Annotated in this window: 14 protein-coding genes; 11 read left to right on the forward strand and 3 right to left on the reverse strand. The window is 38.9% G+C overall.

Features of this window, described 5'->3' with window-relative positions:
* The first annotated feature begins 14 nt into the window (after window positions 1-14).
* The 9 genes from ACIQ1H_RS18510 to ACIQ1H_RS18550 all read left to right on the forward strand — a co-directional run bounded on the left by ACIQ1H_RS18510 (window position 15) and on the right by ACIQ1H_RS18550 (window position 8,264).
* Entirely contained in the window at window positions 15-1,199 is a 1,185-nt protein-coding gene (locus ACIQ1H_RS18510) for an acyl-CoA dehydrogenase family protein (protein ID WP_402890831.1), read from the forward strand.
* Window positions 1,150-2,895: a class I adenylate-forming enzyme family protein gene (locus tag ACIQ1H_RS18515; protein WP_402890834.1), complete on the forward strand. Its 1,746-nt coding sequence runs from the start codon at window positions 1,150-1,152 to the stop codon at window positions 2,893-2,895. Before ACIQ1H_RS18510 ends, ACIQ1H_RS18515 begins: the two co-directional genes overlap by 50 nt.
* Window positions 2,896-2,906: 11 nt before the next feature.
* Window positions 2,907-4,076: a thiolase family protein gene (locus ACIQ1H_RS18520; RefSeq protein ID WP_402890837.1), complete on the forward strand. Its 1,170-nt coding sequence runs from the start codon at window positions 2,907-2,909 to the stop codon at window positions 4,074-4,076.
* A 12-nt stretch (window positions 4,077-4,088) separates the two neighbouring features.
* Window positions 4,089-4,850 (forward strand): 3-hydroxyacyl-CoA dehydrogenase, encoded by a 762-nt coding sequence (locus ACIQ1H_RS18525; RefSeq protein ID WP_402890840.1) that lies wholly within the window; start codon window positions 4,089-4,091, stop codon window positions 4,848-4,850.
* A gap of 15 nt (window positions 4,851-4,865) precedes the next feature.
* Window positions 4,866-5,654: an enoyl-CoA hydratase/isomerase family protein gene (locus ACIQ1H_RS18530; RefSeq protein WP_402890843.1), complete on the forward strand. Its 789-nt coding sequence runs from the start codon at window positions 4,866-4,868 to the stop codon at window positions 5,652-5,654.
* 60 nt (window positions 5,655-5,714) lie between these two features.
* Entirely contained in the window at window positions 5,715-6,815 is a 1,101-nt protein-coding gene (locus ACIQ1H_RS18535; protein WP_402890846.1) for a CaiB/BaiF CoA transferase family protein, read from the forward strand.
* 149 nt (window positions 6,816-6,964) lie between these two features.
* The gene (locus tag ACIQ1H_RS18540; RefSeq protein WP_173479362.1) at window positions 6,965-7,429 is read left to right on the forward strand and encodes a hypothetical protein; all 465 of its coding nucleotides are present in this window, start codon (window positions 6,965-6,967) and stop codon (window positions 7,427-7,429) included.
* Window positions 7,430-7,448: 19 nt separating this feature from the next.
* A complete protein-coding gene (locus ACIQ1H_RS18545; RefSeq protein WP_402890848.1) occupies window positions 7,449-7,640 on the forward strand; it encodes a hypothetical protein in 192 nt (63 codons plus the stop codon).
* Window positions 7,641-7,658: 18 nt separating this feature from the next.
* Window positions 7,659-8,264, forward strand: a complete 606-nt coding sequence (locus ACIQ1H_RS18550; protein ID WP_402890850.1) for an alpha/beta hydrolase — start codon at window positions 7,659-7,661, stop codon at window positions 8,262-8,264.
* Between the two features lie 54 nt (window positions 8,265-8,318).
* Here the strand turns inward: ACIQ1H_RS18550 and ACIQ1H_RS18555 are convergent, their stop codons facing one another.
* The 3 genes from ACIQ1H_RS18555 to ACIQ1H_RS18565 all read right to left on the reverse strand — a co-directional run bounded on the left by ACIQ1H_RS18555 (window position 8,319) and on the right by ACIQ1H_RS18565 (window position 12,399).
* Complete coding sequence (locus ACIQ1H_RS18555; protein ID WP_402890853.1) at window positions 8,319-10,427, reverse strand: MMPL family transporter; 2,109 nt, start codon at window positions 10,425-10,427, stop codon at window positions 8,319-8,321.
* 314 nt (window positions 10,428-10,741) lie between these two features.
* Complete coding sequence (locus tag ACIQ1H_RS18560) at window positions 10,742-11,758, reverse strand: inorganic phosphate transporter (protein ID WP_402890855.1); 1,017 nt, start codon at window positions 11,756-11,758, stop codon at window positions 10,742-10,744.
* Between the two features lie 20 nt (window positions 11,759-11,778).
* Entirely contained in the window at window positions 11,779-12,399 is a 621-nt protein-coding gene (locus tag ACIQ1H_RS18565) for a DUF47 domain-containing protein (RefSeq protein ID WP_173479367.1), read from the reverse strand.
* A gap of 422 nt (window positions 12,400-12,821) precedes the next feature.
* Between ACIQ1H_RS18565 and ACIQ1H_RS18570 the strand changes: the two genes are divergently transcribed.
* On the forward strand, window positions 12,822-13,508 hold the full coding sequence (locus ACIQ1H_RS18570; RefSeq protein WP_173479368.1) for an ABC transporter ATP-binding protein: 687 nt from the start codon (window positions 12,822-12,824) through the stop codon (window positions 13,506-13,508).
* Window position 13,509: 1 nt separating this feature from the next.
* Window positions 13,510-14,829 carry an ABC transporter permease gene (locus ACIQ1H_RS18575; RefSeq protein ID WP_402890859.1) on the forward strand — a complete coding sequence of 440 codons (1,320 nt, stop codon included), beginning with the start codon at window positions 13,510-13,512 and terminating at the stop codon, window positions 14,827-14,829.
* The last annotated feature ends 11 nt before the right edge of the window (window positions 14,830-14,840 follow it).

The raw sequence follows: 14,840 nt of genomic DNA on the forward strand, positions 1-14,840 counted from the left end.
GTAAAGGAGGGCTAATGATGTATTTTGCATTAACGAAAGAGCAAAAATTATTTCAAACATCGGTTAGAAAATATTTAGCGGCGCAGGAAAAAACAAGAGCTGCTAGGTTGTTTATAACAGGTGACCTTACACACTACGAAAAAATTTGGACAGGCCTAGCAGAATTAGGGGCTATGGCTATCAATATACCAGAGGAATATGGTGGCGCGGGATTGACACAAATAGACCTTATCCCTGTGCTAGAAGAAGTTGGACGCATTTTACTACCAGGTGTGTATGCAGAAACGGTGGCATTTGCTGCACCACTTATTACAAAGTACGGTACAGAGCAACAACAGGAACGCTACTTACCGAAAATTGCAGCTGGAGAAGCAAAGATGTCTTTAGCAATAGTGGAACCTGACACATTAAGTTTTGCGCAACAAGCTATTCAATTAGAAGCTAAGTCAATAGGGGATTATTTTATTATCAATGGGACGAAAACGTTTGTAATAGATGGCGATTATGCAGATGCTTTAATTGTTGCTGCTAAAACATCTGAAGAAGATATAACACTATTTATTATTGATAAAGAGGAGCTCCAATGGACGACAAAACGATTGCAAGTTGTGGATGAAACAAAGAGTGTAACAGAAGTACACTTCGATCATCTACGCATACCAAAAACGGCGGTTCTTGGAGAAGTACATGGGGGATGGGCCATTTATCAAGAAGGTGAGCAATCATTAAAGGCTGCCCTGGCAATGATTAGTATAGGCAGTATGGAGGAAGTTGTGGAGATGTGTACTGAATATGCCAAAACTCGCGAGCAATTTGGTCATGCAATCGGTCGTTTCCAAGCGGTCAAACATCGAATTGTAGAGATGAAAGTAGAATTAGATTTAGCCAAGTCAATTGCTTATTATGCCAATTGGGCAGTAGCAGAGCAAGCCGCAGATGTTGTCACAGCGGTAGCGAGTGCAGATGCATTTGTCAAAAATGCCTTTATGGAAGTAGCGGCGCATAATATCCAAATGCATGGTGGGATAGGATTTACTACAGAAATTGATTGTCATTTATTTTTGAAAAGAGCTCGTTTGTTGGAAAGCTATTTAGGTCAATTGCAAGATTCATATGATGTCATCATAAAAGCACAGGGGTGGATGCTAAATGATCAAACAGTTCAACAATCCGAAGTTTTACAATCAAACAATACCTAATGAAATTGATATTCCTCATGTACCAGTCGGTGCCATTATAAAAGGCGCCGCAAAGTACTTTGGCAATCGTGTTGCCTTTCTTTATCGCAAAAAAGAGCTAACCTACAAAGAGCTATATAATCAAGCATTGCGTGTAGCTAATGGACTAAAAGAGATTGGCATTGGTAAAGGTGATGTTGTTGCGATTCAAATGTTAAATTGTACACAATACGCCATTTCCTATTATGGTATCGTGCTATCGGGTGCTACGTATACACCGATTAACCCATTATTACCGAAGGATGAATTTTTATTTCAATTGCAGGATAGTGGAGCTAAAGTGTTAATCACATATGAACAACTCGTAAATGTATGGGAGGGTGTAAGGGAACATTCTAAAATTGAAAAAATTATTGTAACGGGCGATGTTGAGATTAGCTCCTTAGAGCAATGTGTGGACACAACATCGTATGGGGATGGTGTCGTAAGTTTCAATCAGTTTATTAATAATAATGAAGCAATGGAATTTACTATAGATGTTGATGTTGTAGAGGACGTTGTGCATATTGCCTATACGGGTGGTACAACAGGGAAACCAAAAGGCGTTATGATTACTCATAAAAATTTAGTAAGTAATGTTTTGCAGTCGGGCGCATGGTCTTCTGCTGCTTTACCACAACTTGATGATGATGGTGCCTTAACAGTAAAGGTTGTGGAGAAAGATGTGGATAAATATTTGCAGCATTATCCAACTTTGCCGGGTACGAATATCCGCCTAAGCCCCGCACCGATGTATCATGGAGCTGGAACAATGGGTGGTTTGGCTTATGGTGTACTTTTTGGAGCGACTTCTATTCTATTTGACCGTTTTATCCCAGAAGAATTTTTAGCAGATTTAGAACATTATAAAGTAACAGAGTTATCTGGTGCTCCAGCTATGTTTAACTTTTTATTGATGCACCCTAACATTGCAAAGCACGATTTCTCCAGTGTGCGGACGATTAATTCGGGTGCTGCACCAATTGCTATGGAAACAATGAAGCTGCTCATAAAGTACTTCCCGAATGCGGTAGTGACAGAGGGCTATGGTTTAACTGAGTCGACAGCAAGTGCTGTGCAAAGTGTTGGTTTTTATGATGGTTTACGTACATTAGGTACGGTAGGGTTACCTATTTATAATACAGAGGTAAAACTAATGTCTGTAGATGAAGCAGGTAAAGAAGTAACGGAAGTCGGTCAACGTGGGGAAGTATGTATCAAAGGCCCACAGGTCATGAAAGGATATCTCAATAATCCTGAAGTGACAGCAGAAACGTTGATTAATGGCTGGTTGCATACGGGGGATATTGGTATTTTTGATGAAAATGGTTTTTTATCTATCGTAGATCGTAAAAAAGATATGTTGATATATAACGGCTATAACGTATATCCTCGTCAAATAGAAGAGCATCTGTATGAGCATCCAGCTGTTGCAGCAGCCATTGTTGTCGGTATTCAAGATGTGAATGTAGGAGAGAAGCCGAAAGCGTTTGTCGTATTAAGGCAAGGTGTCTCCGCAACGGAAGAGGAAATTATGAGTTTTGTAAATGAAAAGGTTGTCCATTATTCACGTATACGGGAGCTAGAATTTATCGATCAGTTACCAATGACGGCCGCTGGAAAAATTTCGAAAATTCAGTTAGTGGAAAGAGAGAAAACACGTCTAAATCAAGTATAAGGAGGAACATGATGTTTGAAGCAGTAATAGTAGATGCTATTCGTACGCCAATGGGCAGACGCGATGGGAGCTTAGCAAATGAGCATCCTGTAGATTTATTAGGATTTGTCTTAAAGACAATTATTGAACGCAATCATTTAGACCCTGCTGTCGTAGATGATGTTATTGTCGGCTGTGTAGATCAAGTTGATGAACAGTCATCGAATATTGCGCGGAATGCATGGCTTGCCGCAGGACTGCCTATTACAGTTCCTGGTACAACCATAGATCGACAGTGTGGTTCTAGTTTACAAGCTGTTCATTTTGCTGCACAAGGCATTATGGCTGGTAGCTATGATGTAGTAATCGCAGCGGGTATCGAGTCGATGTCGCGTGTGCCAATTGGTACCTCCGCACGTGATGGGAAAACACCAATGACCAAAAGTTTATTTGAAAAATTTGATTTACAAGGTTACGGGTTTAACCAATTTGCTGGAGCTGAAATAATTGCCCAAGAAATCGGTTTAACAAGAGAGCAAATTGATGAATATAGTGCTCGCTCACATCAACGGGCAGCAACAGCGCAACGTAACGGCTATTTTGATAATGAGATTATAGCAGTACCAATTCAGGATGCTGAAGGGAATACTTCTATCTTTGAAAAGGATGAAACAATAAGACCAAATACTTCAGTAGAACAATTAGCAAATCTTAATCCTGTATATGCAGGGCTAAAAACTGTGACACCAGGTACATCGAGTCAGATTTCTGATGGTGCTAGCGCAGTGTTAATTGTTAGTAAAGAAGCGGCTGAAAAATATAGTTTACGACCACGAGCGCGATTTGTTGGCTTCTCGGTTGTAGGTACTGATCCAGTTGCGATGCTAAAGGGTCCTGCTGTTGCAACGAAAAAAGTGCTTGAAAAGGCAGGGTTAACGAAAGAAGACATACATTTAGTAGAAATTAATGAAGCATTTTCGTCTGTAGTACTTCGATGGCAGCATGAAACGGATATTCCGCTAGAGAAGGTTAATGTTAACGGCGGTGCTATCGCATTAGGACATGCACTTGGTTCAACAGGTACACGGCTTGTAGCTACATTATTAAATGAGTTAGAAAGACGGCAAGAGCGATATGGACTCGTGACAATTTGTGAGGGCCCAGGCATGGCGAACGCTTTAATTATAGAACGGTGTGAATAGGGAGATGAGAAGATGGAATTTAACAATAAAGCGATAGTGATAACAGGTGGGGGATCTGGTTTAGGTGAAGCGACAGCTAGAGTAATAGCGGAGCAAGGGGGATTCCCGATAATTTTGGACTTAAATGAAGAAAAAGGTCATGCAATCGCAACAGAGTTAAACGGTTTGTATGTACAAACAAATGTGACAAAAGAGGAAGATGTACAACTTGCCATAAATACGGCTCTTGAAAAATATGGCTCCATTCATGGTGTTGTAAATTGCGCAGGTTTAGGTACATCTACACGTGTAGTAGGGAAAAAAGGGATTTTCCCATTAGATGAATTTAACTTTGTTGTCCAAGTGAATTTAGTGGGGACGTTTAACGTTATTCGCTTGGTTGCAGCGGCTATGGTAAATAACGAGCCAAATGACTATGGGGAAAAGGGAGTAATCGTTAACACTGCATCCGTAGCGGCATTTGAAGGTCAAATTGGGCAAGCAGCCTATGCGGCTTCTAAGGCAGGTGTTGTAGGCATGACATTGCCAATCGCACGTGACCTTGCAAGTCATGGTATTCGTGTTATGACCATTGCGCCAGGTATTTTTGATACACCGTTAATGGCGATGGCTCCTCAAGAGGTGAAGGATGCTTTAGGTAAGCAAATTCCATTCCCACCACGTTTAGGTGATGTGAAAGAATTTGCCCATTTAGTAAAGGCAATTTTTGAAAATCCAATGTTGAATGGTGAAACAATTCGATTAGATGGCGCAGTGCGGATGGGACCAAGATAAAAGGAGGATGACCAAATGAAATTAGAAACAATGACCATTGAAAAACTTGAAAATGGTGTACATGTTGTCACGATTAATAATCCGCCAGCAAATACATTAAACGTAGGAATTCAAAACGATTTATTAAAAATAATTAACAATGTAAAAAGTGATTCATCTATTCGTGTACTTGCGTTTAAATCTGCTCATCCGAAAATTTTCATTGCGGGGGCTGATTTAGGGCAGATGAGTAACACCGATGGCCCTATTGATTATGCAGAGGGTGCAAAACAACTACAGGATATTTTTAATGCTTTAGAGCAATTACCTATTCCAACAATTGCCGCAATTAACGGACATGCATTAGGTGGAGGCTGTGAATTTGCCCTTGCTTGCGATTTCCGTATTATGGGTGGTGGTACGATTGGCTTGACTGAGGCATCACTTGGCTTATTGCCCGCTGCTGGTGGAACACAGCGATTACCACGACTAATAGGTGGGGCAAAGGCTCGTGAATTAATGTTCTTCAGTAAGCGGTTAAATGCGGTGGAGGCAGAGTCACTTGGACTTGTAACAAAAGCTGTTGAACCAGCTACATTCGATGAAGAAGTATACCAATTTGCAAATATTTTAGGGCAAAGTGCAATTGGAGCACTTGGCTTAATTAAAGAAAGCATTTTAGCTGCAGATGGCACATTAGAGGCAGGGTTAAAGGTAGAACGAGAAGCATTTGCTAAAACTTTTGGAACTGGAGAGCCTGAAGAGGGCATGAAAGCCTTTTTTGAAAAGAGAGCACCAAATTTTATGCAACAATTAACAACATAGAAATGTATAGGGCGTGACATAATGTCATCGCCCTTTTAGTAAATAAAGGGGGCAGATAGCATGTTACTCAATGGATTAAAAATATTAGATTTTTCAGCGCTTTTACCAGGACCATTTGCGACAATGATGCTTGCAGATTTAGGTGCTGAGGTAGTGCATATTACAAAACCAACTGCAGGTGAAGGGCGTTGGATTGTCGATGATTATTTGCAACGTTCAAAAAAATCGATAGCTGTTGATTTGAAGGATACAGCGGTTATTAGTCAATTAAAAGAGTTAGTGGCAGAATATGATATTGTAGTTGAACAATTTCGACCTGGCGTAATGGAGCGACTTGGCTTAGGATATGAAACGTTAAAAGAGATGAACCCAAGCCTTATATATTGTTCTATTACTGGCTATGGGCAAACAGGTCCTTATAAGGATAAGGGCGGCCATGATATAAATTATGTCTCTTTAGCAGGCATCCATGGCTATTCTGGGAGTCAACATGGAGGTCCTCCAAACATCGGCATCCAAATTGCAGATTTGGCGGGTGGTTCATTACATGCGGTAGTTTCTATATTAGCAGCGGTAATTTATCGCACAAGAACAGGGGAGGGGCAACATTTAGATATAAGCATGACAGACTGTGCGTTAGCGTTAAATGCATTAGCTGCACCTGAATATTTAGTCCAAGGGAAGCTGCTAGAACGGGAACAAATGATGCTGAACGGTGGTAGCTTTTACGGTCATTTTGAAACACGAGACGGACGGTATATGTCGGTTGGCAGCATAGAGCCTAAATTCCGCCAAGCGTTATGTAATGCAATAGGTAGGCAGGATTTGCTACCGCTTGTACTCAGCTATAAACCGACAGATGAAGCTCTATTTAAGCGGCATTTAACGGAGATATTTAAAGAAAAAACATATGCACAGTGGGTAAATATTTTCGCTAAAACAGATGCGTGTGTAGAACCAGTATTAGCCTTTGAAGAAACGGTTACACACCCACTATTTCTTGCACGTAACATGTTTGTTGATATTACAAAGGAAAATGGAACAACGCAAAAGCAGCTAGCCTGCCCTATTAAGTCAAATATTTTTCAGCCTGTATATACAGCAGCTAGTGAAGCTATAGGGGAACATAACGAGGACATTCTCGGATTACCTATTAAATAAGGAAATTCTCATTTATTAATCATAGTAGCTCATAAAGATAACTTCGAAATGTATTGAAGTTATTTTTATGAGCTTTTTATGTCTATATGTTAATTTGTGTAGAAAATAAGCTATACTTGTAATTACAATGAAAGAAAAGGAGCATATACATGCTAACATTTGAACAAAAACAAGCGATAATTGAATCGTTTTCAGAATTAACAAGAAAAGAAATTTCGATGAAACGAGTAAATTATCATTTTATGGACAGTTTGTTTGAAAAAACGATTGTCGTTGAAAAATTACATCCAAACGGAAATGGTTTTGTCTTCGTAGGTGATTTATTGCGCTATGAAAATGAGGCAAATGATAAAGGATTAGTAAATATTCGTGATTATGATGAGCAACAGCTACGTGCCATTATTGAAGATGCGATTACGTATTTAGGCGAAGAACAAGAAGAGGAACAACCAATTATTGAGACTTGGCGTAACCGTGAAGGAGACCAATTAGAGCTTGCCTTTGAACAACGTTCATGGAATGTCTACCATCGAGATAATTTAGAAGAAGCCTTTGGTACTTATGAAGCAGCAAAAGAATACTTATTGGAAGAAGGCTTTCGTAAAAAGAACTAAGTAATATGGGGGAAATGAAATGAGCGGTAAAAAATTGGTGGGGATCGTAATTATTGTTTTAATCATTGCATGCTTATTTTCAGTTTTTACGATTCAAAATTTCTATAAAAACAATGAAGAACAGCCAAATAGCGAAAATCGTGAATTAAATAAGTCAAAAAGTTTGAATTTAATTTTACCACAAGCTACAATTATCTCGAATTCAAGATAATTGAAAGGTGATGTGTTCATGCAACATATATTTCATAAAGGAACAGATGAAACAAAGCCGACCTTATTGTTATTACACGGTACAGGTGGAGACGAGCATTCTTTAATGAGCCTTGCGAAGGAAATAGATGCAACGGCCAATGTTTTAAGTGTGCGTGGTAATGTATTAGAAAATGGCATGTCTCGTTTTTTCCGTCGTTTAGCTGAAGGTGTCTTTGATATAGAAGATTTAATTTTCCGTACGCAAGAACTACAAAGCTTTTTGGCAACAGCAGCAGAGCAATACGGATTTGATCGTACGCGCATTGTAGCGATTGGTTACTCAAATGGTGCAAACATTGCAGCAAGCTTATTATTCCATTTCGAAGATGCATTGGCTGGTGCAATTCTACATCATCCGATGGTACCAAGACGTGGAATTCAACTACCAGTGTTACCTAATACGCCTGTATTTGTTGCGGCTGGAACGAATGATCCACTATGTTCGGCACAGGAATCAGAGGATTTAGAATCACTCTTATCTGATGCAGGCGCTAATGTAACGACAGCATGGTTTAACTATGGTCATCAGCTTACAATGCCTGAAGTAGATTCAGCAAGAGAGTGGTATCATAAAAATTTTTAAACAAAAAACCCGAGAACGATGTCAATGGACGTTCTCGGGTTTTTTTATCGATAGTTACTTCTTCTTAGCAAATGGTAGCCACCAATTCCAATCGCCAAATAGCTTCATAAGACTTGGGACGAGCATAAGGCGAATAATGGTAGCGTCAATAGCAATAGCAATGGCAATACCAACACCGATTTGCTTGACAGGCATAACATCAGTAAAAGCAAATGCTCCTGTAATAACAATCATAATAAGCGCAGCAGATGTAATAATACGGCTAGTAGATGTTAGCCCCTCTACTGTTGCACGAGTATTGTCCGCACCTTTTTGGTATTCCTCTTGTATTCTTGAAATTAAAAACACTTCATAGTCCATGCTCAAACCAAATACAAGACAAAATACAATGACTGGAATTATGAGGACAATGGTGCCAGCCTCTATTCCAAAATGTCCATATTGGAATATATATACGAGTATCCCAAACGCTGAGGATAACCCAATAATATTCATTATTATTGCCTTAAGCGGAATTAAAACCGAGCGGAAGGCAAGCATTAAAATAAAGAATGTTGATACGATAATGATTAAGACAGCGAATACAATTTTATTGGCAATTTCATCGAAAATCTCTTGATTGAATTTACCTTGTCCACCTAGTTTAAAGTCAACGTTTAAGTCTTTGTCCATCCATGTTCTTGCGAATTTTTGCGCAGCAGAGGACGAACCAGCTACATTTAATGTAATAGGGATAAACAACTGTGTATCCTTAGAAAACGAATGAATAAGTGGTTTTAATTGTTCTGCAACTTGTGGCATTTCCAAGGATGCTGTTAATTCCTCAGGCGATTTAATATTAGCTTCTGTATAAACAGTTGATACTTGATCAACAAGTGGATCATCAAGTAGCTTTTCTTGTATATCAAACAGTAGCTCTCTTGCCTGCTCATCTTCCCAGCCTTCTTTGCGTTCTGCGAGTAAATATAAAACGGAAGTATCACCGAGTCCAAATGTCTCATCTAATTTATCGTAGGCAGCACGTGCATCGTATTTGGTAGGTAAAGAATCCACTTGTGGAATAGCTAGTTTAATATCCTTTAATGGAATCATACCGATACCTAGCAACAATAATGCAACGATGACAATCGAGACAGGTCGTTTCATAACAAAGCCAGCAAAACTGCGCCAACGATTTGTACCGCTTGGCTTTACGCGTAAGATGCGCCATTTATTTAGGCGATCTCCTAACACCATCATTGTAGCAGGTAGTAAAGTGAGGCCTGCTAACACGGCGAATAACACGACAATTGTGCCGCCTAGTGCAATATTGCGGAATATTTCCACGTCAATTACGATCATGGCACCTAGACCAATCATGACACAAACAGCGGAGAATATGATTGAACGGCCTGCTGTCTGGATAGCCATCTGTATTGCATCGGCAATTGTGGAATGGCCACGTTCCTCGCGATAGCGATTAATAAATAGTAGGGCGAAATCAATACTGAGGGCAAGTCCTAGCATTGGTACAATGTTTAAGACAAAAATGGATAAGTTAACGCTACCGCTAAGCAGTGTCAACAATCCAAATGCTGTGACAACAGTAACGACACCGATTATAATTGGCAAAATGGCAGCGACAACGGTGCCAAAAGCCAGTAATAATACAACAATCGCGATTGGTAAGCCAATTGCTTCAGCAGAAGCCAAGTCTTTCTGGCTAGCTTCATTGATATCCTCTGATATCACAGGGCCACCTGTAATACTAATGCCATCCTCTTCAATTAAAGTACGAACTTCTTTTACTATATCAGGCAAATTTTCAATGTTATTTTTAAAATGTACCATGGCATAGGCGATGCTATCTTTTTGTAACGCAGAATCATCCAATGGTGACTGGATTGAATGGATTTCTTGAATGTTATCAAGTTTTTTCAAGGTGTCTTCGATTTTTTTATCGTTTGCTTGGTCAAAGACAACCATTATTGTTTCTGCAGGTAAGTCGAATGTTTCTGCTAGTTCATTTGTGACATAGGTATGATCAGCTTCAACAAAAAAGCCATCTCCATGCAGTTTGCTCGGAAGCTGTATAGCAAACACAGCCATTGCGATAAAAAATACAATCCAAATTGCAACGATAGCTTTCGCATGTGCAGTGATAAAAGCTGAAAAAGTTTTCATAATTATAAAGCATCCCCCTTTTAAACTAGTGTAAAGGATGTGTCGCTTTTTGTCGTGTGACAAAGTAAAAACTCCTGCCAACAGTAAATTGTGTGCGTGCCTGTCACTCCTAAATTGGCGCTTTCTGTGGGCACGACGTAAGGCGCAACCGTCGCTGAGGCGCCGCCTGTTGCGTCTTACGTTGCGTGCGTTCCCGCAGGAGTCTCCGTGGATTGTTACTGGGATATTGAATTGTATGGGAATTGTGTGAGTGCCTGACACCAAAAAAAGACACCAAAAAAAGCACTTTCTGCTCACAGAAAGTGCCGTAAAATCTAGAAGAATAAAGATAATATAAAGTAAATAACGGATGCCATCACAGCTGATATTGGCATTGTAATAATCCACGTTGTCACAATTTTACGTGCCATTCCCCAGTTTACACCACGAACACGTTGTGCTGAACCAACGCCCATGATTGATGAAGAAATCACGTGTGTTGTCGATACTGGTAAGTGAATTAAAGTTGCACCGAAAATAACAGTAGCAGAAGCTAAATCTGCGGCAACGCCATTTACAGGGCGGATTTTCATAATTTTACCGCCGACCGTTTTGATAATTTTATAACCACCAATAGAGGTACCAAGCCCCATAGCAATTGCTGCCGCTGCTCGAACCCAGAAAGGAATATCATCCCCAGTGTGTAAGCCTGCAGCGATTAGCGCCATTGTCATAATACCCATTGCCTTTTGCGCATCATTTGTACCGTGTGTAAACGATTGTATAGCCGCTGTGAAAATTTGCATTGTACGGAAGCCTTTGTTCGTACGATATAGATTTAAATTTTTAAACCATATTTTAAACAGAGACATCATTAGAAAGCCGGCACAAATTGCAAGGATTGGTGAAAATACTAAAGCCATAATAATTTTTGTAAAACCACCGTAGTTAAGTACGCCAAAGCCTGCAGAAGCAACTGCAGCGCCAGCAATTGAACCGATTAACGTATGTGAAGAACTTGATGGGATACCAAAGTACCAAGTAAGCAGGTTCCAAATAATAGCTGAAATCAATGCGGCTAAAATTACGACAGAACCTGTAGTATCTCCTTGAAAGGCATTTAAAGAAAATGGATCTACAATATCTTTTGTTAGAGCCTTTGCTACACCGACGAATGTAATAGCACCGATGAAGTTCATCGTCGCCGCCATAATAATGGCAACACGTGGAGGCAATGCTCTAGTTGAAACCGACGTTGCGATAGCATTTGCTGTATCGTGGAAACCGTTGATAAAGTCAAATGTTAGGGCAAAGATGACGACCAATACGGTTAGTATAATTATTGTATTCATTGTAAGTGACCCACTCCTAATTACGCGTTTCGCATGATAATTGTTTCCATTGTGTTTGCAACGTTTTGACAATAATCAGCGATATCCTCTAGTTGTTCATAAATATCTTTAAATTTAATGATGCGGATTGGATCTTTTTCATTTAAAAACAATTGCTTAATAGAAGTTCTTTGTACTTCATCACATTCACGCTCATAGTCTTTTATTAAAATTGCATGTGGGCGCATGCCAATAAGATTTTTTTTCTTTAACTCTTCTGTAGCTTTAACAATTTCATCGGCACTTTTAGAAATGTAGCCTAAGAAAATACGCATCGCTTCGTCAACCTCTGTTAAAGAGAACATTTCAAAGTGAGCGATACAATGCTCCGTACCATCTAACACGTCGTCCATACGGATTGCGAACTCTAAAATATCTTCGCGTTCGATCGGTGTCATAAATGATTTGTTTAGCATCACGATTAATTCATGAATAAGTTTATCGCCAGCTGTTTCGTAATTCTTCATTGTAATGCTAATCTCTTTTAAGTCAGCTACACTTGTAATACGAAAATCATTTGCGTAATGTACGGCCTCTCTCATGTTTTCTGCAATTTTATGCAATGCTATAAAGAAAGGGTCTTGTTTTTTTGAGTTAAGCATGTAAATGAAATCCTCCTGGATGTATATAAAATAATCAACCTTTAAACTTTACTATCATAACAAAATCTTTCGTTTATCTACATAAAATTTATCTTCTCTACATAAAACTTTACAATCCTGTAATATACAATTTGTTCACAAATAAGCTGTATCGCATGTGTATTTATTCCTATTAGTACAGGGAAATGCCTATAAAATAAGAGTTTTTGTGAAAAATATAGGTTGTTTAGTACAGAATATAGCATTCACAATTACGCGATTATACTTGATGGCTAAATTGAATTGTAAACGCATTGTAAAGAAATGCCCTTTAACATAGTGTTCCCTATTTTCTTAAGAATATCTTCATTTTTATCCTTCAATATTTTTAAGAATTATTTTCTATACTTAAGAAAGTACGAGAAAGGGGCATTACAACAAAAATGATTCAAGTCGAGAACTTACAACATACATTTTTAATTGGGAAAAAAGGCAAGGAAAAGCATGTACCTGTATTAAAGGACGTCAATTTCGAAGTAAAGAAGGGCGAGATTGTCGCGATTGTCGGCAAAAGTGGCTCAGGCAAATCAACATTGCTTCAAACATTAGCAGGGTTTATGAAGGCTGAACAAGGCTCGATAAAGGTTAATGGACAAGAAACAGCAAAACTTAATGAAACAGAGAGTGCTGCTTTTCGATTGCGACAATTCGGATTTATTTTTCAAAACTTTCAACTCATGCCAGGTTTAACTGCATTTGAAAATATTGAATTGCCATTGAAGTTGCAAGGTGCTAGCAAAGCTATACGTAAAGAAAAGGTAAAGAAGTTAATGGAGAAGGTTGGATTAACAGCTGTAGCTGACCATTATCCAAATGAATTATCAGGCGGTCAGCAACAGCGTGTAAGTATTGCAAGAGCATTGATTACCAATCCTCCGATATTGCTCGCGGATGAGCCGACGGGTAGCTTAGATTCTGAAACAGAACAAGATATATTACTCCTTATTCAAAGCTTAAATCGTGAGCTTGGCTTAACCTTTGTCATTATTACGCACGATGAAGAAGTGGCGACGATTGCTCATCAACGTTTCAGAATGTCTGATGGCGAGCTTGTGAAGGAGGAAAAATAACATGGTATGGAAAGATCAACTAGATTTTGTTTTACAACATATAAAGAAAAATAAACTACGCGTATTTATGACAGTGCTAGCTGCAACAATGGGTTGTGCATTTTTAATTGTCCTTGCCTCTGTAGGGTTTGGACTACAAGATTCAATTCGTAACGAAATTCTTTCGGATGAAAATGTAACAAAAATACAAGTATATGATGGTTCACAATTTACAGAGCAACAAAAAGATGAAATAAAATCGATAGAAAATGTTAAGACAGTACTTGAAACGATTACAGTTAATGCAAGTGCGCACTCATATTTTGAGGACCGTGATACAAACTCAAACTTAATTTTAACGAATATGAAAGATTTTAAAGATGTAACGGGGAAACTTGCGCAAGGACAGTATCCAACAAAGCCGAATGAGATTATTGTTGGGTATCATTTCCCTCAAACATTATTAAATGACGTCGATCGTGAAGTTATTAACGAAAAAAGTAAAAAGGCTGAGGCTGAGGGAACGTACTATGATGGAAGTGAGGAAGGATATAAACAGTCTGTCATAGGCAAAGAGATTGAGTTATCTTTAATTTCTAATTCAAATGGAGCGACTGAAACTGAAAAGGTAAAATATACGATTGTCGGTGTGACGAAGAAGCCTTCTTATGATTGGATGATCGACAATACAGTGCATATGGATTCAAAGCAGAAAGAGGCAATAGGTAGCAGTTTAGCGGCATTGGATGATGTATCAGAAGATGAAGTGTTTAATTCGGAATTTAATATATATGCAGACAGTTTAGAGCACGTAAAGCCTATTTTGGAAAAGCTTAAAGACAAAGGCTATAGTGTGTATTCAGTGACTGAGCAATTAGATCAAATGGATGTATTTTTCCTTGTATTGAAGATTGGTTTAATTTTTGTTGGCACAATTGCCGTATTAATTGCTTCTATTGGGATTTTTAATACGATGACAATGGCAGTTACAGAGCGTACACGCGAAATTGGAGTCTTAAAGGCAATTGGCGCTAGTCCAAAGCTGATTCAACGTCTATTTTTAATGGAAAGTACATTTATTGGTATTTTTGGAACAATCATTGCGGTAATGATTTCGTATGCTATTAGCTTTACAGCAAATGCGATTTTACCGTTAATATTAAAAGCGGCAACAGGTGAAGATGCGTTTAGTTCGTCTGATATTACATTTTCACTTATTCCATGGCAGCTCGTTCTTATTGCGTCAGCTATCAGCATTGGTGTTGCGATGATTTCAGGCTACCGACCAGCTCGTAAAGCAACAAAGATCGATGTTATCCAAGCGTTACGACAAGAGCTATAAAAAGAACCCGA

This window comes from Lysinibacillus sp. NPDC097279, assembly GCF_044761745.1.
Taxonomy (GTDB): domain Bacteria; phylum Bacillota; class Bacilli; order Bacillales_A; family Planococcaceae; genus Lysinibacillus.

What these genes read in the sequence shown, in the direction of transcription:
- ACIQ1H_RS18510 (WP_402890831.1), top strand. Translation starts at nt 15, where the DNA reads ATGATGTATTTTGCATTAACGAAAGAGCAAAAATTATTTCAAACATCG.
- ACIQ1H_RS18515 (WP_402890834.1), top strand. Translation starts at nt 1,150, where the DNA reads ATGATCAAACAGTTCAACAATCCGAAGTTTTACAATCAAACAATACCT.
- ACIQ1H_RS18520 (WP_402890837.1), top strand. Translation starts at nt 2,907, where the DNA reads ATGTTTGAAGCAGTAATAGTAGATGCTATTCGTACGCCAATGGGCAGA.
- ACIQ1H_RS18525 (WP_402890840.1), top strand. Translation starts at nt 4,089, where the DNA reads ATGGAATTTAACAATAAAGCGATAGTGATAACAGGTGGGGGATCTGGT.
- ACIQ1H_RS18530 (WP_402890843.1), top strand. Translation starts at nt 4,866, where the DNA reads ATGAAATTAGAAACAATGACCATTGAAAAACTTGAAAATGGTGTACAT.
- ACIQ1H_RS18535 (WP_402890846.1), top strand. Translation starts at nt 5,715, where the DNA reads ATGTTACTCAATGGATTAAAAATATTAGATTTTTCAGCGCTTTTACCA.
- ACIQ1H_RS18540 (WP_173479362.1), top strand. Translation starts at nt 6,965, where the DNA reads ATGCTAACATTTGAACAAAAACAAGCGATAATTGAATCGTTTTCAGAA.
- ACIQ1H_RS18545 (WP_402890848.1), top strand. Translation starts at nt 7,449, where the DNA reads ATGAGCGGTAAAAAATTGGTGGGGATCGTAATTATTGTTTTAATCATT.
- ACIQ1H_RS18550 (WP_402890850.1), top strand. Translation starts at nt 7,659, where the DNA reads ATGCAACATATATTTCATAAAGGAACAGATGAAACAAAGCCGACCTTA.
- ACIQ1H_RS18555 (WP_402890853.1), bottom strand. Translation starts at nt 10,427, where the DNA reads ATGAAAACTTTTTCAGCTTTTATCACTGCACATGCGAAAGCTATCGTT.
- ACIQ1H_RS18560 (WP_402890855.1), bottom strand. Translation starts at nt 11,758, where the DNA reads ATGAATACAATAATTATACTAACCGTATTGGTCGTCATCTTTGCCCTA.
- ACIQ1H_RS18565 (WP_173479367.1), bottom strand. Translation starts at nt 12,399, where the DNA reads ATGCTTAACTCAAAAAAACAAGACCCTTTCTTTATAGCATTGCATAAA.
- ACIQ1H_RS18570 (WP_173479368.1), top strand. Translation starts at nt 12,822, where the DNA reads ATGATTCAAGTCGAGAACTTACAACATACATTTTTAATTGGGAAAAAA.
- ACIQ1H_RS18575 (WP_402890859.1), top strand. Translation starts at nt 13,510, where the DNA reads ATGGTATGGAAAGATCAACTAGATTTTGTTTTACAACATATAAAGAAA.